Annotated in this window: 15 protein-coding genes and 1 riboswitch; of the genes, 7 read left to right on the top strand and 8 right to left on the bottom strand. The window is 71.8% G+C overall.

Going from position 1 to position 17793, the window contains the following annotated elements:
• Window positions 1–12: 12 nt before the first annotated feature.
• Window positions 13–486: a pyridoxamine 5'-phosphate oxidase family protein gene (locus ABZ453_RS18830; RefSeq protein ID WP_359016065.1), complete on the bottom strand. Its 474-nt coding sequence runs from the start codon at window positions 484–486 to the stop codon at window positions 13–15.
• Window positions 487–626: 140 nt separating this feature from the next.
• Between ABZ453_RS18830 and ABZ453_RS18825 the strand changes: the two genes are divergently transcribed.
• Complete coding sequence (locus tag ABZ453_RS18825) at window positions 627–1421, top strand: class II aldolase/adducin family protein (RefSeq protein WP_359016064.1); 795 nt, start codon at window positions 627–629, stop codon at window positions 1419–1421.
• Between the two features lie 17 nt (window positions 1422–1438).
• Here the strand turns inward: ABZ453_RS18825 and ABZ453_RS18820 are convergent, their stop codons facing one another.
• Window positions 1439–2320, bottom strand: a complete 882-nt coding sequence (locus ABZ453_RS18820) for a DUF4429 domain-containing protein (RefSeq protein ID WP_359016063.1) — start codon at window positions 2318–2320, stop codon at window positions 1439–1441.
• A gap of 187 nt (window positions 2321–2507) precedes the next feature.
• Between ABZ453_RS18820 and ABZ453_RS18815 the strand changes: the two genes are divergently transcribed.
• A complete protein-coding gene (locus tag ABZ453_RS18815) occupies window positions 2508–3797 on the top strand; it encodes a hypothetical protein (protein WP_359016062.1) in 1290 nt (429 codons plus the stop codon).
• A 160-nt stretch (window positions 3798–3957) separates the two neighbouring features.
• Window positions 3958–4485: a DoxX family protein gene (locus ABZ453_RS18810; protein ID WP_356762395.1), complete on the top strand. Its 528-nt coding sequence runs from the start codon at window positions 3958–3960 to the stop codon at window positions 4483–4485.
• Between the two features lie 60 nt (window positions 4486–4545).
• Here the strand turns inward: ABZ453_RS18810 and ABZ453_RS18805 are convergent, their stop codons facing one another.
• Window positions 4546–4791: a hypothetical protein gene (locus tag ABZ453_RS18805; protein ID WP_359016061.1), complete on the bottom strand. Its 246-nt coding sequence runs from the start codon at window positions 4789–4791 to the stop codon at window positions 4546–4548.
• Window positions 4778–6376, bottom strand: a complete 1599-nt coding sequence (locus ABZ453_RS18800; protein ID WP_359016060.1) for a PspC domain-containing protein — start codon at window positions 6374–6376, stop codon at window positions 4778–4780. The genes ABZ453_RS18805 and ABZ453_RS18800 overlap by 14 nt, the downstream gene beginning before the upstream one ends.
• Before the next feature lie 186 nt (window positions 6377–6562).
• On the opposite strand from ABZ453_RS18800, the gene ABZ453_RS18795 reads away from it, so the two are divergent.
• The gene (locus tag ABZ453_RS18795; protein ID WP_359016059.1) at window positions 6563–7855 is read left to right on the top strand and encodes a PspC domain-containing protein; all 1293 of its coding nucleotides are present in this window, start codon (window positions 6563–6565) and stop codon (window positions 7853–7855) included.
• Complete coding sequence (locus ABZ453_RS18790) at window positions 7852–8571, top strand: response regulator transcription factor (protein ID WP_359016058.1); 720 nt, start codon at window positions 7852–7854, stop codon at window positions 8569–8571. Before ABZ453_RS18795 ends, ABZ453_RS18790 begins: the two co-directional genes overlap by 4 nt.
• Before the next feature lie 18 nt (window positions 8572–8589).
• On the opposite strand, the gene ABZ453_RS18785 is transcribed toward ABZ453_RS18790, so the two are convergent.
• A complete protein-coding gene (locus ABZ453_RS18785) occupies window positions 8590–9654 on the bottom strand; it encodes an NlpC/P60 family protein (RefSeq protein WP_359016057.1) in 1065 nt (354 codons plus the stop codon).
• Between the two features lie 414 nt (window positions 9655–10068).
• On the opposite strand from ABZ453_RS18785, the gene ABZ453_RS18780 reads away from it, so the two are divergent.
• Window positions 10069–10422 (top strand): hypothetical protein, encoded by a 354-nt coding sequence (locus tag ABZ453_RS18780; protein WP_359016056.1) that lies wholly within the window; start codon window positions 10069–10071, stop codon window positions 10420–10422.
• Here the strand turns inward: ABZ453_RS18780 and ABZ453_RS18775 are convergent.
• Both ABZ453_RS18775 and ABZ453_RS18770 read right to left on the bottom strand, forming a co-directional pair.
• The gene (locus ABZ453_RS18775; protein WP_359016055.1) at window positions 10400–11395 is read right to left on the bottom strand and encodes a tellurite resistance/C4-dicarboxylate transporter family protein; all 996 of its coding nucleotides are present in this window, start codon (window positions 11393–11395) and stop codon (window positions 10400–10402) included. The genes ABZ453_RS18780 and ABZ453_RS18775 overlap by 23 nt on opposite strands.
• 626 nt (window positions 11396–12021) lie before the next feature.
• Window positions 12022–13176: an NlpC/P60 family protein gene (locus ABZ453_RS18770; protein WP_359016054.1), complete on the bottom strand. Its 1155-nt coding sequence runs from the start codon at window positions 13174–13176 to the stop codon at window positions 12022–12024.
• 7 nt (window positions 13177–13183) lie between these two features.
• Window positions 13184–13355: riboswitch (cyclic di-AMP (ydaO/yuaA leader) on the bottom strand.
• A gap of 240 nt (window positions 13356–13595) precedes the next feature.
• Here ABZ453_RS18770 and pcrA point away from each other — a divergent pair.
• On the top strand, window positions 13596–16082 hold the full coding sequence (pcrA, locus tag ABZ453_RS18765) for a DNA helicase PcrA (RefSeq protein WP_359016053.1): 2487 nt from the start codon (window positions 13596–13598) through the stop codon (window positions 16080–16082).
• Between the two features lie 64 nt (window positions 16083–16146).
• Here the strand turns inward: pcrA and ABZ453_RS18760 are convergent, their stop codons facing one another.
• Window positions 16147–17604 carry a M23 family metallopeptidase gene (locus ABZ453_RS18760; protein ID WP_359016052.1) on the bottom strand — a complete coding sequence of 486 codons (1458 nt, stop codon included), beginning with the start codon at window positions 17602–17604 and terminating at the stop codon, window positions 16147–16149.
• Between the last annotated feature and the right edge of the window lie 189 nt (window positions 17605–17793).

Here is a 17793-nt window from a genome sequence, read left to right as displayed (position 1 = left end):
GCACGCGGACGGTCAGGTGCGCTTGATCGTGCGCAGGGGTTCACCGGGTTTCCAGACCTGGACGACCAGGTACTTGTCGTCCTCGACGGAGGTCCGCACGACCTCCGTCAGCTCGGTGCGGAAGAGGTGGAACGGCTCCGGCGGTTCCACCTCTTCGCCGTATGCGGCCTTCGCCGCGGGATCCTCGACCTCGAGAGCCCGCCCGGCGATCCGCACGTCGCCCCCGCCCATGGTCTGCCCCTCGCCGGGGTTCGCCTGAAGCGCGAACCGCGCGTCGCGGCGCAGATCGAGGGCCTTCAGCGAGTCCGGCATCATGCCGAGCCACAGCTCACCCTTCAGGAAACGGACCTCGAGACCGGTCGTACGCGGGGAACCGTCCTGCCGGAGCGTGGCCAGGACATGATGGGTGAAGGCCCCGAAGCGCTCCTCGGCGGTCTTCGCGAACTCGGGTTCGGCGGCGCTGAAAGCCGCCCAGTTCCATGCCATACGTCCCAGGGTGCCGCCGATACCGGACATCTTCTGTCGTGTATCGGCTGCACGCGTCATCTTTACAAAACAGCTCTGTTCTCCTGCGCTGACCGAGGGTAACTTCCGCCTCGTCAAGCAACCCAGTGCCGGAGGACCACATGCCCGGGCCGACCCCACCGACTCCGTTGCCCAGCGATCGGCTGCGCTTCGCCATGCCGCCGATGCACGACTCGGTCGACGACGAGCGCAGGCACCGGAAGGAGCGGCTCGCAGGCGCGCTGCGGATCTTCGGCCGGTACGGGTTCGAGGACGGCGTCTCCGGCCACATCACCGCGCGCGACCCGGAGTACAGCGACTGCTTCTGGGTCAATCCGTTCGGTATGCCGTTCAAGCACGTCACGGTGAGCGACCTGGTCCTCGCCAACTCCGACGGGCAGGTCATCGAGGGCCGTTACCACGTCAACCAGGCCGCCTTCACCGTGCACGCCCAGGTGCACGCGGCCCGCCCGGACGTCGTCGCCGTCGCCCACTGCCACTCGGTGCACGGCCGCGCCCTGTCCGCGCTCGGTGAACTCCTGGACCCGATCACCCAGGAGAGCTGCGCCTTCTACGAGGACCACGCCCTGTACGACGCCTACACCGGCGTCGCCGTCGACGCCGAGGAGGGCCGCCGTATCGCCTCCGCGCTCGGCACCCGCAAGGCGCTCGTGCTGCGCAACCACGGACTGCTCACGGTCGGCGACTCGGTGGACGCGGCGGCCTGGTGGTTCCTGTCCATGGAACGCTCCGCGCAGGTCCAGCTGACCGCCAAGGCGGCCGGCCGCCCCCTCCTCATCGACCACCGGCTCGCGGTCGCGACCCGCGAACAACTCGGCGGCGACCTGGTCGCCTGGATCAACTACCAGCCCCAGTGGCAGGACATCAGCCGCAGCGAACCGGACCTGCTGTCGTAGGGGGCTGTCGCGGGTCTTCAGAAACCGCGCAGCACCGCCGCCTTGGTCATCGCGAACTCCTCGTCCGTGAGCACCCCGTCCCGGTGCAGCTCGCCCAACTCCCGCAGTCTGCGCAGCAGTACGTCGTGGTGGTCGGCCGGCGGCGAGACGGCGCCGGTGGGGCGGCGGCCGGCGAGCTCGCCGCCGCCCCGGGTGGACGGATGCGGCAGTCGCGCGGTGACCGCGGTGGCGACCAGCGCGGTCAGCAGATCGCGCCGCGCGCTGCCCCACAGGTCCAGGGCGTACGGGTCCTTCTCCGGCGGCAGTTTGGAGAACACCGTCTCCCGGGTCACGAACCGCAGAAAACCGTCCTCGTAGCCGGAGTTGGGCAGCCACTCCACCTGCACCACATCGCCGACGGCCATGATCCGCGGTCCCGTCGCCCGCTTGACCCGGTCCGAGGTGTCGGCCCAGTCGAGGCGCACCTGGGTGCCGTCGAAGGAGACCGTGCCGTCGGAGGAACGGACCGAGACCGGCACCGGCGGACCCGGCAGCAGATACGCCTTGGTCGGCTCCTTGGGGATCTGCTCCAGCATGAGCGCCTGCCGGATCTCCTCCGCCACGTACTCCGCGACCCCCGAACGGTCCACGTCCACCAGCAGCCGGTACGGATCCGCCGCGTCCGGCAGCCGCCCACCGGTCGCCTGCAGCAACGGATCCGCCCCCTCGCGCAGCCGCATGCGCAGCCGCCCCCGCTTGCGCTCGGGCTCGAAGACCACACCCGCGATCGCCTCGAGGGGTACGGCGACCTCCCCGTACGTCTGCCGGAACAGCGGCACGGAACGGTGCAGGCCCGGCGTGATCCTGACCGTGGTGCCGTCGAAGGCCCAGGTCCCGTCGCGCTGGATGATCTCGGCCATAGGGAAATTCTCGCAGCCGGGTCAACACGGCGGCCCCCGCTTCACCGGCGCTGACCAGACCTGGCCGACGAGGACGGGGTGGCGTAGGGCACAATTCGCTGGCATCACAGGGGAGTTGCAGGACGGCGGCCGACCCCCGGACGGGGGCCGCCGGTCAAGGGGATCGTGCGGAAGGCGGGCGTCGGGCGTGGCGGTGCAGGAGGCGAGAGGCGGGGCGGACATGGGCGCGCCGGGAGGGGCCCACGCGGGTGGCTGCACCTGCGGGGACTGCCCGCACGGGGCGCGCGAGGGACATCGGCGGGCGGTCGCCGAGTTCCTGCTGATGCGCGACGGGTTCGCGGCCGGACAAGGGGTGCCCGCCGCGGTCGCCCACTCCGCGCAGGCATCCCGCCAGTGGGTGTCGGAGGAGCTCAGCCAGTCCGCGGAACTGGTCGCCGAACGCGGCCGCTCCGAGGGCGAGGCCTGGCTGGCCCGGCTGTGGCTCGTTACGACCATCACCGTGTGGGCCCTGGTGCTGGTGTTGCTGCTGGTGCAGTCCCTGACGGCGATCGGCGCGGGATGGACGGCGGCGCGCACGGCCGGACTGCTGGCGGCGCTGCTGACCGCCGGTGTGCTCACGGCCGCCTCCTGGTTCCACCGCGCCCGGGGCGGCGCGCTGGCCCCGGTGATCGGCGAGGACAACCGTCTCTCCACCTCCCGCACGGTGGCCGCGGCCTGGGTCCTCCTCGTCGCCTTCGCGGTCCTGGTGCTGGTGGGCCGCCTGGCCGCCGCCTCCGGCCACGCGGAACGGGACACGCTGATCTCCGGTCTCGAACTCGCCCGCGCCGCCGGTGTGGTGACCGTGCTGGCGGTGGTCTGCGGGATCGCCGTCCTGGTGCGCCGCGTGGTCGGACTGCGCGTCCTCGCCCAACGCCTGCAGAAGGTACGGGCGCACCGGCCTAGGGCCGCCGACCTGCTCACCGACGACGCGGGCCGCGGCAGCTTCGCCGACATCCAGTACGTCGTCATCAGCACGGTCGCCGTGCTGTTCGCCGCGGTACGGCTCGCCCGGCGCCCCGACCAGCTGCCCGACCTGCCCTGGGGACTGGCCGTGGTGGTGCTGGTCTCGGCGGCGACCTACCTGGCCGGCAAGTACGCCGAGGGCGGCCGCCCGGTGATCCTCTCCGTCGTCCGCGCCCGGGAGGCGGGTGACCTGGACGCCCCGATCCGCACCGGCGACGACATCGAGATCCGCGGTGCCGGTTTCGTGCCCCCGGGCGCCCAGGGCGCCGACCGACTGTCGCGCATGGTCGTCCGCATCGGCCCGGTCAACGTCCATGTCCCCCTCGTCCCGGTGAGCGGCGGCTTCAGCAACCCGACCGACGCGGTTCTCACCGTCCCGGTACCGGCGGACGTGGAACCGGGACGGGTCGAGGTGCAGGTCGTCACGGCCGCGGGGGTGGAGACGAACCGGTACGCGGTCGACGTGACCGAGTGATTCATGTGACGCCGTGAGGGGAACGGCACTTGTCGACACGGACGCGTTGTTCGATCCCGCGCACTCCGTCAGAAATCGGCACGAACACATTGAGCGCCCGGCCCCCGACGTACGTATCGTTTTCCAAGGGGCCCCGGCACACGGGCGAGAGGCGACAGTGATGACTCACGGCATACGCACGGACACGCACACCCCCTATCTCGACGGCGACCGGAACTGGCGCGACAGCGCCACCCGCTACGCCCTCCTTCCACTCCGGATCTTCCTCGGCGTCACCTTCATCTACGCCGGCCTGGACAAGATCACCAACAGCGCCTTCATGAAGTCCTCCGGCGCGGGTTCCATCGGTGACACCATGCGGTCCGTTCGCGACTCGTCCGCCATTCCGGCCCTGGTCGACCTGGCGCTGAAGAACCCGACCGGTTTCGGCTACGCCATCGCCTTCGGCGAGTTGGCCGTCGGCATCGGCACCCTGATCGGCCTGCTCGCCCGCCTCGCCGCCCTCGGCGGAGCACTGATCTCGCTCAGCCTGTGGCTGACGGTGAGCTGGGCGTCGGACCCGTACTACTACGGCAACGACCTCGCCTACCTGATGGCCTGGCTCCCCCTCGTCCTGGCGGGGGCCCCCGTGTTCTCCCTGGATGCCGCACTCCGAGCGCGGCGAACACGGGCGGGAGGTTACCGGTAGCTCCTGGTCGGCGGGGGCTGACGGTGGCGGAGCGCCGACCCGTACGGGGTTGACGCTCCGTCAGCCATGCGCGGCCGGCTCCCTGTCGGCACCGTCCCGCCGAGCCGTCACCGCCCGTCGCCGGCGTATCCCGCGGCTGACCATCCCCACCACACCGGCGAGGAACAGCCCGACGGTGACGACGGGTATCACCGCGAACCACGGCGTCTCCCACAACCCCCCCGCGTCACCGGCGTACATCGTCCCCGCGAGCGTGAGGAAGACACCGGCGACCAGCCTTCCCGGCTGGAACTCATGACGCAGCACGGGCCACCTCCGCCTGTCCGACGTCGACCCGGAGATCGAGGTCGATCGTGCCGCCCTTCCCGGCACCCTGGGCCGGTGTCAGGGTGACGTCCTTGTGCTTGCCCGGCTCCACGTCCACGTCCCTCTTCTCGTCGCCGGGCAACTGGATGTCGCCCACCCCCACGTCGATGCTCAGCCTCACGGTCGCGTCCTTCGGTACGACGACCTTCAACTGGCCCGCCCCCACCTCGGCCTCCGTCGTCACCGTGCGCCCCTCGGGCACCCGCAGCCGGCTCAGGTCCAGAGTCCCGACACCGCTCCCGAGGTGGTACGACGTCCCGACGTCGGTCACCGTGGCCGGCTGCCAGGTCGTGCGTGTCCAGTGCGTACTGATGTCCTTGGGCAGGGCGGCCGACGCGGCGAGCAGCGCCGCCGTCACGACGGCCAGGAAGACCGAGCCGGCTCCCGTGCGTCCCAGGAACGCGCTGAGCGCGATGCCCAGGCCGAAGACGAGCAGCGCGCAGGCGAGGCCGGTCTGCAGGCTGGTGCCCAGGGCGTGGTCGTGCCAGGTCGTTCCGGTGCCGATGCCGCCGGCCACGAGGGCGAGCAGGAAGATCCAGCCGCCGATCCAGCGGGGGCCGCGCGGCCGGGGTGCCGCCGGACGCGGGGTCCGCGGGCTCGGGTGGGCGGTCCAGGGGGTGCCGAGGCTGATGTCGACCGCCGCGGCGATGTCCCGGTCGCGGGAGTCGCGGGGGCCCCAGAGGTAACCGGTGCCCCCGACGTGCGTCCCGTCCTTGACGATCGGGTCGCGCCACCAGGAGGGGTAGGCGGCGGGAACCGGCGGCGCCTTCGCCTCCGGCGGAGCGTCCGCGACGGCCTGGGCGGCCAGCGGGTCCGGGTCGGGTGCGCCGCGCCGGCGCGACCAGTACCCGGCGCCGGCGAGGAGCAGGGAGAGGACCACGGCGAAGGCCAGCACCCCGCCGTTCCTCAGCATGGTCAGGAACACTCCGCAGCCGACCAGCGCGAACAGCACGGCAGCCAGCGCCTGTCCGTCGACGCGGCCGGTCAGCAGCTTGCGGACCTCGTTCTCCTCGTCGTCCTCGAACGGGACGAGGAGCCAGACGAAGCCGTAGAAGATCAGACCGATGCCGCCGGTCGCGGAGAGCACGGCGAGGGTGATCCGGAAGATCACCGGGTCCATGTCGCACTGCCGCCCGAGCCCGGAGCACACCCCGGCGAGCATCTTGAACTGCCGGTCCCGGCGGAACTTGTCGGGGGCGGCGGCTTGGTCACCACCGACGGCTCCGGCGTCGTTGCCAACAGCTCCAGCCTCCCCGCCCATGGCTCCCGCCTCGCGCGAGTCGCTCTTGGCGTCCGTGCTCTCCGCGTCCCCGGTCTCCCGTGCTCCAGCAGCCGCTCCCGCGCCCCCCTGTGTCCGCGCGCCCGCGCCCGCCTGCCCGGGCGCGCCCGCGGGTGCGTGCGTGCCCGCGTCGGACGGGGTGCCGGGGGGCGCGGCGGGTGCGGCATCCCGCGGCCCGGCGCCCGGAGTGGGGCTCGGGCCGGTGCCGGGTCCCGGACCCGTCGCGGCGTGCTGGTGATCTGTCATGTGTCCATGGTGACGGCCGGGCGCCCCCGACGGGAGTCGGGACGACCCTGGCCGGACCCTGATATCGCCCCTGAGCCGGCGCCCGGGGAGCGTTCGACGGGGAAAAGCGGGAATCGGCGAAGATCAGGGGAGTCTCGGGGGTCGACCCTGATGCCCGGCTCCGCCGACCGTGTGAGTATCGATGCCATGCCGGAAGCCGCTGCAGCGCCCCTCGTCGAACCGCGGCCGCCGCGCAAGCTCTACCGCAGCAGCGACGGCCGCTGGCTCGGTGGTGTGGCGCGGGGGCTCGCCGGGCATCTCGGGCTGCCCGTGGTCTGGGTGCGGCTCGTCTTCGTCGGCCTGTTCATGGCGGACGGCCTCGGCGCGCTGCTGTACGCCGCGTTCTGGTTCTTCGTACCGCTCGGCGTCGGCGGTGTCGGCGGGCAGCGGCCCCCGTCGCTCGTCGGCACCGAGACCTCGCCCGACGGCCGTCGCAGACTCGTCGCCCGCAAGCCGGACCGGGGTCAGATCGTCGCCCTGCTCCTCATGGTCGTGGTGGCCATGGTGTTCGTGGGCAACGTCAATCTGAGCGGCGGCGCCAAGGCCTACCTGTGGCCGGCCGTCCTCGTCGGCGCGGGCGTCGCCCTCGTCTGGCGCCAGGCGGACAACGCCCGCCGGGCCCGCTGGGCCGAGGTCGGCAGCCGCCGCCGTACCCTCACCCTGCTGCGCGCGGCGGGCGGTGTCCTCCTCGTCACGGCGGGCGTCTCCGGCGTCTTCGTCCTGCAGGGCTCCGCCGCCCATCTCGGCTCGGTCCTCCAGGCCGCGCTCGCGGTGCTGGTCGGGATAACGCTCCTCGCGGGGCCGTACCTCGTCCGTATGACCCAGGACCTCTCCGAGGAGCGCCTGATGCGCATCCGCGCCCAGGAGCGCGCCGAGGTCGCCGCCCACGTCCACGACTCCGTGCTGCACACCCTCACCCTGATCCAGCGCAACGCGGAGAACGCCAGCGAGGTGCGCCGCCTCGCCCGCGCCCAGGAGCGCGACCTGCGCACCTGGCTCTACAAACCGGAGGGCACCGGCAAGGACGAGGCCGACGAACCCGCCAACCTCGCCGACGCCGTGCGGCGCAGCGCGGCCGAGGTCGAGGACAAGCACGGCGTCCCCATCGAGGTCGTCGTCGTCGGCGACTGCCCGCTCGACGAGAGAATCGGCGCACAGATGCAGGCCGCGCGCGAGGCGATGGTCAACGCCGCCAAGTACGGTGGCGAGGGCGGCGCGGTACAGGTCTACGCCGAGGTGGAGGGGAAGACGGTCTTCGTGTCGGTCAGGGACCGCGGTCCAGGCTTCGACCTCGACTCGATACCCGCCGACCGCATGGGGGTCAGAGAATCGATCATCGGCCGCATGGAGCGCCACGGCGGCACGGCGCGGCTGCGCGCGGTGCCGGACGGCGGCACGGAGGTCGAGCTGGAGATGGAGAGGGCGGAGAAGACGTCATGAGCGACCCGACCGGGGCGAACGAGCCCGTGGAGGCGACCGGCGGGAGCGCCGGCGAGCGGCACGTGCGCGTGGTCCTCGTGGACGACCACCGTATGTTCCGTACCGGTGTGCAGGCCGAGATCGGCCGGACCGACGAGACCGGCGTCGAGGTCGTCGGCGAGGCCGCGGACGTCGACCAGGCGGTCACCGTCATCACCGCGACCCGGCCCGAGGTGGTCCTCCTCGACGTCCATCTGCCGGGCGGCGGCGGCGTGGAAGTGCTGCGCCGCTGCGCCGCGTTGATGGCCGACGCCGAGCAGCCGGTGCGTTTCCTCGCGCTCTCCGTGTCGGACGCGGCGGAGGACGTGATCGGGGTGATCCGCGGTGGCGCCCGCGGCTACGTCACCAAGACGATCACCGGCACCGATCTGGTGAACTCCATCTTCCGCGTCCAGGAGGGCGACGCCGTCTTCTCGCCGCGTCTGGCCGGCTTCGTCCTGGACGCCTTCGCCTCCACCGACGCCCCGCCGGTCGACGAGGACCTGGACCGCCTCACCCAGCGCGAGCGCGAGGTGCTGCGCCTGATCGCCCGCGGGTACGCCTACAAGGAGATCGCCAAGCAGCTGTTCATCTCGGTGAAGACGGTCGAGTCCCATGTCTCGGCGGTCCTCAGGAAGTTGCAGCTGTCCAACCGGCACGAGCTGACCCGGTGGGCGACGGCGCGCCGGCTGGTGTGAGCCTCGCGCCACGCGCGCTCACACCACGCGCGTGGCGCCCGCGAACGGCATCTCGTCGACCGGGGCGATCTTCACCGGCTCCGAGGGGTTCGGGGCGTGGATCATCCGGCCGTTGCCGATGTAGATGCCGACGTGGCTGATGCCGGAGTAGAAGAAGACCAGGTCGCCCGGGAGGAGTTCGGAGCGCGAGACGCGGGTGCCCGCGTCGATCTGGGCGTAGGTGGTGCGGGGGAGGGAGAGGCCCGCGGAGCGGTAGGCGGCCTGGACCAGGCCCGAGCAGTCGAAGGCGCCCGGGCCGGTAGCGCCCCACACATAGGGGCTGCCGAGTTTGGAGTAGGCGTACGAGACGGCCGCCGCGGCCCGGGAGCCGGGCGCCTGGGCGGTCGCGGAACCGGGAGCCTCCAGACCGACCCGCGCGTCCGAACCGGACCGTGACGCACGCGTGCCCCCGTCCGCCCCGATCCGGGCGCGTTCCTCGGCCGGCAGCGTGTCCAGCAGTCGCCGTGCCGCGGTCAGCTTCCCGGTGATCGTCTTCTTCTGGCGCCGCAGCTCGGCCTGGCGCGCCTTGAGCGCGGTCAGCTCCACGCGCGCGGCTCCGCGCAACCGCTCGATGTCCAGCAGCTGTCTGCGGACGTCCGCCACGGCCGCCGCCTGCCGGGTGCCCGCCCGGTCGACGAACTCGGCCCCGTCGAGGTACCGGTCGGGGTCGTCGGACAGCGCGAGCTGCACCGCCGGGTCGATGCCGCCGGCCCGGTACTGTGCCGCGGCCATCGAACCCAGCGCGTCCCGGGCCGAGTTCAGCTTGTCCGTCTTGCGCGCCGCCTGGTCCCGCAGGGCCGACAGCCGCTTCTCGGCCGCGTCCGCCTTCTCCTTCGCCCCGTCGTACTTCTCGGTGGCGGTCTCCGCCTCCTGGTACAGCTTGTCCACCTTCGCCTTGACCTGCGCCGGCGTCAGCTTCGGCTCGGCGTGTCCGGTCCCGTCGAAGGCCGTGGCGGTGGCCGCGCCCGCGAGCGCGATGGTGAAGGCGGTGCGGGCCGTGTTGCCGCCGAGCGAACGCCGACTGGGCTTGCGGTGCGCTGCCACGTGGACTGCACGTCCTTTCGTACGACCGCCCCGTACCGAGGCGGCTTACGCGTCCGGCGACGGCCCGCACAGGGGGAACGGCCCGCCGCCGGACCTTCTCGGCGGTGGTGGCCGGCTGCCGCCCCTGGCCCGGGCGGCGGTGGGGAGCCGGTCACCTGGGGGAGGACGCTAAACCTGACGGTGTCGGCGGGGTAACGCCTTGTGCGGAACTGCCGCGAGCGGACCGGCGGGTGACCGTATACGACCGTGAAGGCGATCCGGGACCGTCGACTTCGCGCAGGACGCTGACCGAAGTGACGGTTTCGGGACACGTACGGGCGGCAAGGTGCTATGGGCCGCATATATGCGGGATCGGGTCAGGGAAGGCGGGCCGGTGTCGGACGCCCCATGCGCCCCTGTTTAAGCTCCGGCCTCATGGACGTACTCATCCACCTCTTCGTCGGCCTGCACATCGTCGGCATCGCCGCGCTCCTCGGCGGTTTCCTCACCCAGCTGAAGGCGATGGGCCGAGGTGAGGCCCGCTTCGTCCCGGGGATGCTGCACGGCGCGCTGACGATGCTGGTCACCGGCGCGATCCTGGTCGGGCTCAACCAGGCCGACGACCATCACGTCAACAACATCAAGATCGGCGTCAAGCTGGCGCTGCTGGTCGTCATCCTCGGCCTGGTCTATGTGAAGCGGGACGAGGAGAAGGTGGACAAGAGCCTGTTCGGGCTGGTCGGCGCGCTCACCACGGCGAACATCTTCATCGCGGTGCTGTGGACCTGAAGCCTGCGAGGGCGGCGGCGAGGGCCTGAGCGGCGACCGCCAGCCACGCCGCCACCGCGATCCACAGCAACACCTGCCCCGGCCCCTTGAGCCACGGCACGTGCAGGGCGGCGGCGACCGACAGGACGGCCGTCGCCGTCATCCCCATCGGGAACACGGTCGCCCAGCGGCGCACGTCGTAGGCGGGCCGCGGCCGCATCACCTCCGCGACGAGCAGTACGGCGTACCAGGCCGCGTCCAGCGCGAGCAGTGCGAAGGTGACGGTGCGCAGGACACCGCGGTCGTCGCCGCTCCACAGATACAGGGGCGGGCTGTCCGCGGCCACGAGGCTCGCGCCGGCCAGCGCCGAGATGGAGAGCGCGCCACCCGCGACCCACTGGTCGCCGGCGCCCTCCACGACCTGCCGCAGCTCGAACCGGACGAAGGCGAGACCGTAGAGGACGAGCCCGAGCCAGAACAGCACGAGCGCGGTGTGCGCGAGCCACGCCGTCGACTCCGCGGCCGCGAGCACGGCGCCGAGCACGGCGAGCCCCTGGGTGGCCACGCAGCACAGGAACACCGCGCCGGGCATGCGCCTGCGCCAGTGCCGTACGACGTCCACGAGCAGCACCGGCCACAGTACGGCCGCCAGCGCGAGCAGAGCCTCCGCGAGGGTCTGCCATCCCAGGACCGCGAAGCGGGTGCCGAGCACGGTGGTCGCCGCGACGGCGGCGAGCGACCCGGGCGTCCCGGCCTCCGCCAGCCATCTCTCCCGGTCCCACAGCAGCCGCGCGGCGAAGTCCGCCGCCAGGCCCAGCCACCCCACGCAGGTCAGCACGAGGGCGATCCGCGACACCGTCTCGTGTCCCGTCAGCTGAAGCCCGACCGACAGGATCCCGGTCGCCATGACGGCGGCCCCGGCCGCGGGCGGCCGCTGCGCCCACCACACGAGGAGAGCGGAGCGGTCGGGCACGGGGCTGCTGCTGCCGGGCATGCGGCCGATGGTAGGGAGCCCGGCCCGGAGTCCGAGAAGGCACGCGCGCGGGCGGAGGGAAATACGCGCGGGCGCGCGGAGCAGGGGAGGGGCGCGGACCGATGCCTACGCGCCGAGGTGCGGTTGTGCACCACGGCACACGAACGACACCCCACGCCTATCGCAACAGTTTGCGCGCCCCGCACCCCACGGCCGTGCGCCGGCGCGTGAAGGGGCCTCGCACGCCTGCCGGTCGCTGGGCCGGCGGGCGCTCGGAGACCTTCGCGCGCCGCGCATCCCACCGCCGGGCGGCGCCCGAAGTGGCCCTGCACGCCTGTCACGCGCTGGGTCGGCGGGCGCTCGGAGACCTTCGCGCGCCGCGCATCCCACCGCCCGGTGGCGTGCGAAGCGATGCCGCACGCTGCAGCACGTCTGGGGGCTGCGCCAAGGTGTTTTGCGCGGCCCGCACCCCACGGCCGTGCGTCGGCGCGCGAAGCGGCCTCGCACGCCTGCCGGGCGCTCGGTCGGCGGGCGCTCAGGACTGTCACGCGCCCGCATTCCACCGCCGGTGGCGTGCCAAGTGCGTCGTGCGCCCGGCGGCCTCATTCGGGGCGCACGAGACCGTCCGCGCGCCCCGGCTCACCGCCTCACGCCGGGCGTACCACGCTGTGGATGATTGACTCGCCGGCGTAGTAGATGGACTCCTCGCGGACGTACGCGCCCGGCTTGGGGGCGTGGATCATCATGCCGTTGCCGATGTAGACGCCGACGTGGCTGATGTCGTCGTAGAAGAAGATCAGGTCGCCGGGCTGGGCGTCGGCGAGGGAGACGGTGGTGCCCGCGTTCACCTGGTCGTAGGTGGTGCGCGGGAGGTCCACGCCCGCGGCTTTCCAGGCGGCCTGGGTGAGGCCGGAGCAGTCGTAGGAGCCGGGACCGGTGGCGCCCCAGACGTACGGCTTGCCTATCTGCGCGCGGGCGAACGCGAGCGCCTTCGCGGCCTTGGCGGCGTAGGAGGAGTCCGTGGTGTCCGTCGTGCCGGTGTCCGAGGGGGAGGTGCCGTCCTGGGACGCGGTCTCCTCCTGGGCCTTGCGCGCCGCCGCCTGCTGCTGTGCCAGCTCCGCGGCCTTGCGCGCGGCCTCCTGCTGCTGCTTCTCCTCGATCGCCGCGAGCCGCGCCTTCTCCTCGGCCGTCAGCTTCGACAGCAGCTCGCGCGCGTCGGAGAGCTTCTTCTGCACCGTGGCCTTGGCGGTCTGCAGATCGTTCTGCGACGTGCTGAGCGTCTCAAGGCTCCGGGAGGCCTCCTCGCGCTTCCGCATCGTCGCGGACTGCTCGGTGAAGTAGTCGTCGACCTCGCTCTTCTGGCGGGCGGTCAGCCGGCCCATCAGCTGCGTCTGGTCGAAGTAGTCCTGCGGGGAGTCGGCGAGCAGGAAGGTCGCCGTGTCGGGCGCGGCGGCACCCGTCCGGTACTGGGCGGCGGCGAAGGAACCGAGCCGGTCGCGCTCCTCGTTGAGCTTCTGGGCGCGCTTGGCGACGTCGTTGAGCAGGGAGTCGACCCGTCTGCGCTGCTTGGTCGTCTTCTCCGTGGCCGCGTTGTACTTCTCGGTGGCCGACTCCGCCTGGCGGTACAGGTCGTCGACCTTCTTCTCGACTTCCTCGAGGCTCGGGCCGCCGTCGGCCGAGGGGGCGGCGTTGGCCGACTGGGAGAGCAGGGCCACGGAGGTGAGAGCGGCCGTGGCGAGAGCGGGGGTGCGTATGCCTGCTACGCGCGTAACGGCGGGACGCGTCTTGCGGTGCGACGCCAAGACCGGCGACTCCTTCCATCGTCCGCCTACCGGGTTAGCTGTCGGGTTCGGGCGGGTGGTTCGGAAGGGTTGCCCTACGGCCGGGGCCCCGGAAGGGGGTCGGCCGATTCACCCCAAGGTCCTCGTGGGTCCCCGGCTCCGGCTGCGCGGCGGCGCCCCGGACTCGGCGGAGGCCGCACGGCCCGGCGAGGTTCGCCGGTGGGGGTCGTACGGCCCGTCCGAACGGTAGCCAACTCGTGTGGCCCGTGTGAAGGTTGATGTTCGATTTGTCCGATACATTTCCGTGACCTTCGACCGGCCCCGCCCGCCCGGCCACGTGCGGTGATGGCGCGCCACGGAGCGTGTGCGGGGTATCGGATCGGGCGATGTTCTCAGGGCGGCGGCGGGCTGTCAGTGGGGCGCCCTAGACTCGGAGAGCGATGAGCAGCCTCTTTGACGACAGCTTCCTGGCGGACCTCCAGGCCCCTCGCGGGCACGCGGAGGAACCCCCGCCGCCGCCCGAGGACGATCAGGCACCGGAGCCCGTTCCGGACGACCTGTTCGGCGGGAAGTTCGACGTGCCGCCGGACCGGGACGCCTACTACCGCGACGGCGCCCCCCGTCCGGCGATCGACCCGGCGGCACTGCTGGACGGGCTGAACGAGAACCAGCGCGCGGCCGTCGTGCACCATGGCGCCCCCCTGCTCATCGTGGCCGGCGCCGGCTCCGGCAAGACCCGTGTCCTCACCCACCGCATCGCCTACCTCCTGGCCGAGCGGAACGTGCACCCGGGCCAGGTCCTGGCGATCACCTTCACCAACAAGGCCGCCGGTGAGATGAAGGAGCGGGTCGAGCAGCTCGTCGGCCCGCGCGCGAACGCGATGTGGGTGATGACCTTCCACAGCGCGTGCGTGCGCATCCTGCGCAGGGAGAGCAAGAAGCTCGGCTTCACCTCCTCCTTCTCGATCTACGACGCCGCCGACTCCAAGCGCCTGATGGCCCTGGTCTGCCGCGACCTGGACCTCGACCCCAAGCGCTACCCGCCGAAGTCCTTCAGCGCCAAGATCTCCAACCTGAAGAACGAGCTGATCGACGAGGAGGACTTCGCCGCCCAGGCAACCGACGGCTTCGAGAAGACCCTCGCCCAGGCCTACGCCCTCTACCAGTCACGGCTGCGCGAGGCGAACGCCCTCGACTTCGACGACCTGATCATGACGACGGTCAACCTGCTCCGCGCCTTCCCGGACGTCGCCGAGCACTACCGCCGCCGTTTCCGGCACGTCCTGGTCGACGAGTACCAGGACACCAACCACGCCCAGTACGCGCTCGTGCGCGAGCTGGTGGGGACCAGCGAGCACCCCGTCGACGTCCCGCCGAACGAGTACGACGTCCCGCCCGCCGAGTTGTGCGTGGTGGGTGACGCGGATCAGTCGATCTACGCCTTCCGCGGGGCGACGATCCGCAACATCCTCCAGTTCGAGGAGGACTACCCGGACGCGACGACGATCCTGTTGGAGCAGAACTACCGCTCCACCCAGACGATCCTGTCCGCGGCCAACGCGGTCATCGAGCGCAATGAGTCCCGCCGCCCCAAGAACCTGTGGACCAACGCCGGCGCGGGCGCGCGCATCACGGGCTATGTCGCCGACACCGAGCACGACGAGGCCCAGTTCGTCGCCGACGAGATAGACCGTCTCACCGACGCGGGCGACGCGAGGGCCGGGGACGTCGCCGTCTTCTACCGGACGAACGCCCAGTCCCGTGTCTTCGAAGAGGTCTTCATCCGCGTCGGCCTGCCCTACAAGGTCGTCGGCGGCGTCCGCTTCTACGAGCGCAAGGAGGTCCGGGACGTCCTGGCCTATCTGCGCGTGCTGGCCAACCCCGAGGACTCGGTGCCGCTGCGCCGCATCCTGAACGTCCCCAAGCGCGGCATCGGCGAGCGCGCCGAGGCGATGATCGACGCCCTCTCGCAGCGCGAGAAGATCAGCTTCCCGCAGGCGCTGCGCCGCGTCGACGAGGCGTACGGCATGGCCGCGCGCTCCGCCAACGCGGTCAAGAAGTTCAACACGCTGATGGAGGACCTCCGTACGGTCGTCGAGTCCGGTGCGGGCCCGGCGACCGTCCTGGAGGCGGTGCTCGAACGCACCGGCTACCTCGCCGAGTTGCAGGCCTCCACCGACCCGCAGGACGAGACCCGTATCGAGAACCTCCAGGAACTCGCGGCCGTGGCCCTGGAGTTCGAGCAGGAGTCCGGTGAGGGCGAGGAGTCCCCGGGGCTCGCCGACTTCCTGGAGCGGGTCGCGCTGGTCGCCGACTCCGACCAGATCCCCGACGAGGAGGAGGACGGCTCCGGGGTCATCACCCTGATGACCCTGCACACCGCCAAGGGCCTGGAGTTCCCGGTGGTCTTCCTCACCGGCATGGAGGACGGCGTCTTCCCGCACATGCGTGCGCTCGGCCAGACCAAGGAGCTGGAGGAGGAGCGGCGGCTCGCCTATGTCGGCATCACGCGCGCGCGTGAACGGCTGTATCTGACCCGCTCCGCGCTGCGCAGCGCCTGGGGGCAGCCGTCGTACAACCCGCCCTCCCGCTTCCTGGAGGAGATTCCGGCGCAGCACGTCGACTGGAAGCGGACGGGCGCCACGTCTCCCGTCTCCTCGGGACCGGCGTCCGGCGTCGCGGCCTCCCTGTCGTCCTCCCGCTCGCGCTCGTCGGCGTCGGGGGTGCCCGGGTTCGCCACCAGCCGGACCTCCGAGAAGCCGGTGGTGTCGCTGGCGGTCGGCGACCGGGTCACCCACGACCAGTTCGGGCTCGGCACGGTCGTGGCCGTGAAGGGCACGGGCGGCAACGCGGAGGCGACGATCGACTTCGGCGACGCCAAGCCGAAGCGGCTGCTGCTGCGGTACGCGCCGGTCGAGAAGCTGTGACGGACTGAGCCTCCGCCCCTTGAGTTCACCCCAAGGGCGGGGGCTCACCGCAGAGTTGGGCTGTCTACGTCGGGTTCAGTCCGTGGCTGCGCAGCCACGGCAGGGGGTCTATCGGCGCTCCGCCGCCCGGGCGCACCTCGAAGTGCAGGTGCGGGCCGGTCGAGTTGCCCGAGTTCCCGGAGTACGCGATCGGCTGGCCGGCCTTCACCGTCGTACCGGAGGCGACGCGGTAGCTGGAGAGGTGGCAGTACCACGTCTCCGTGCCGTCCTTCGCGGTCACGATCAACATGTTGCCGTAGGCGCTGTTCCACTGCGTGCGCACGGTGCCGTCGGTCGCGGCCATCACCGTGGTGCCGTAGGAGACGGGGAAGTCGATGCCGGTGTGCACCGACATCCAGTTGACGCCGGCCTGGCCGAAGTAGGCGCTGAGCCCCTTCTGGGTGACCGGCAGGACGTACTTGGGGCGCAGCCGCTCCTTGCGGGCCGCCTCCGCGGCCGCCTTCTTCTTCTCGGCCTCCTGCTGCGCCTTGAGGTCGATGCGCTCCTGCGTCCGGCTGGCCCGGTCGGCGAAGTCGTCGGCGCCCGCGGACAGAGTCCGCAGCTGCGCGTCCAGCTTGTTGTTGGCGACGGCCGGCTTCACGGCCTGCGCGTCGGAGGCGGTGGCCGAGGTGTCGTCGCTGGAGAAGGTGCCGACCGACGCGGCGGCGATCCCCGCGACCCCCATCACACACGCCGAGGGCACGGCGATGGTCAGCAGCGCGGAGCGCCTGGCGGGCGTACGGCGGCGGGAGCGCGCCGCGTTGCGGGCGGCGGCGCGTGAGGCCGGTGCGGGGGTGACCTCTTCCTGGTCGTCGAGCAGGGGCGTCACCGCGGGCAGCTCACCCGTGGCGGTCAACTCGCCCTCGTCCTCGGCGGGTTCCTCGTAGGAGCCGTCCTCGACCTGTTCGAAGAGGGCGGTCGCCTGCTGGTCGAACGGTTCGCCTTGATCGACCGGGGCGTCGGAGTTCCACTGCGTCGCGTCGTACGCGCCCGTGTCGAAGGTCCGCGTGCCCCATTCCCAGTGCTGGGTCTGGTCGGCCGCGCCACCGGACTGGTCGGGCTGGAGCCAGGCGCTCGCGTCCCACTGCCCGGAGACATCGTGGCCGGTGGCCTGTGGCGGGATCACCGAGAGATGCTGGTGCTCGCCGGTCCAGGCGGCCGTGTCGTACACGCCGGTGTCATAGGCGGCGTGGTGCTGGGCCGCGTAGGCGTCGTAGTGCGAGGTCTGGTGGTGGCCCGTCGCCCACTGGGTGCTGTCGTAGGGGCCGGTGGCGTCGTCGGGGAGGCTGCCGAAGAGGGGGTCGGCGGCGAAGGTCGTGGTGGTGTGCGCGCCGGTCTGAAAGCCGTTGGCGTCGTAGCCGCCGTACGTGGTGAAGTCGCCGTACTGGGCCTCCTCGGTGCCGTACGACGCGTAGTGCGCCGCGGCGGCGTCGGAAGCCGGAGCCGGGGTGGTCATGGTCCCCGACGGGTGACGGTCGTTCACCAACTTCTCTTTCGCCTCGACAACAGGGGCTGCCAGAGCAGTGCGGTGACTGTACCCGGCGGTATGCGGGCGCGACAATCTTCAACTGGTTTCGGGCGCGCAGGAAACGGGCATTCGGCCGTCTTTCGGGGGAGTGCGGGCGCGGGTTTGGCCTTGTGTTCGAAGAGTGTTCGATGCCCGGTCGGTGTG

The organism is Streptomyces sp. NPDC005799 (assembly GCF_040630525.1).
Lineage (GTDB): Bacteria > Actinomycetota > Actinomycetes > Streptomycetales > Streptomycetaceae > Streptomyces > Streptomyces griseorubiginosus_B.
This window is presented reverse-complemented; position numbering and strand designations above follow the sequence as displayed.

Coding starts and splice junctions, on each gene's coding strand:
- ABZ453_RS18795 (WP_359016059.1), top strand. CDS start 6,563: ATGCCGGAAGCCGCTGCAGCGCCCCTCGTCGAACCGCGGCCGCCGCGC.
- ABZ453_RS18790 (WP_359016058.1), top strand. CDS start 7,852: ATGAGCGACCCGACCGGGGCGAACGAGCCCGTGGAGGCGACCGGCGGG.
- ABZ453_RS18780 (WP_359016056.1), top strand. CDS start 10,069: ATGGACGTACTCATCCACCTCTTCGTCGGCCTGCACATCGTCGGCATC.
- pcrA (WP_359016053.1), top strand. CDS start 13,596: ATGAGCAGCCTCTTTGACGACAGCTTCCTGGCGGACCTCCAGGCCCCT.
- ABZ453_RS18825 (WP_359016064.1), top strand. CDS start 627: ATGCCCGGGCCGACCCCACCGACTCCGTTGCCCAGCGATCGGCTGCGC.
- ABZ453_RS18820 (WP_359016063.1), bottom strand. CDS start 2,320: ATGGCCGAGATCATCCAGCGCGACGGGACCTGGGCCTTCGACGGCACC.
- ABZ453_RS18800 (WP_359016060.1), bottom strand. CDS start 6,376: ATGACAGATCACCAGCACGCCGCGACGGGTCCGGGACCCGGCACCGGC.
- ABZ453_RS18775 (WP_359016055.1), bottom strand. CDS start 11,395: ATGCCCGGCAGCAGCAGCCCCGTGCCCGACCGCTCCGCTCTCCTCGTG.
- ABZ453_RS18810 (WP_356762395.1), top strand. CDS start 3,958: ATGACTCACGGCATACGCACGGACACGCACACCCCCTATCTCGACGGC.
- ABZ453_RS18830 (WP_359016065.1), bottom strand. CDS start 486: ATGGCATGGAACTGGGCGGCTTTCAGCGCCGCCGAACCCGAGTTCGCG.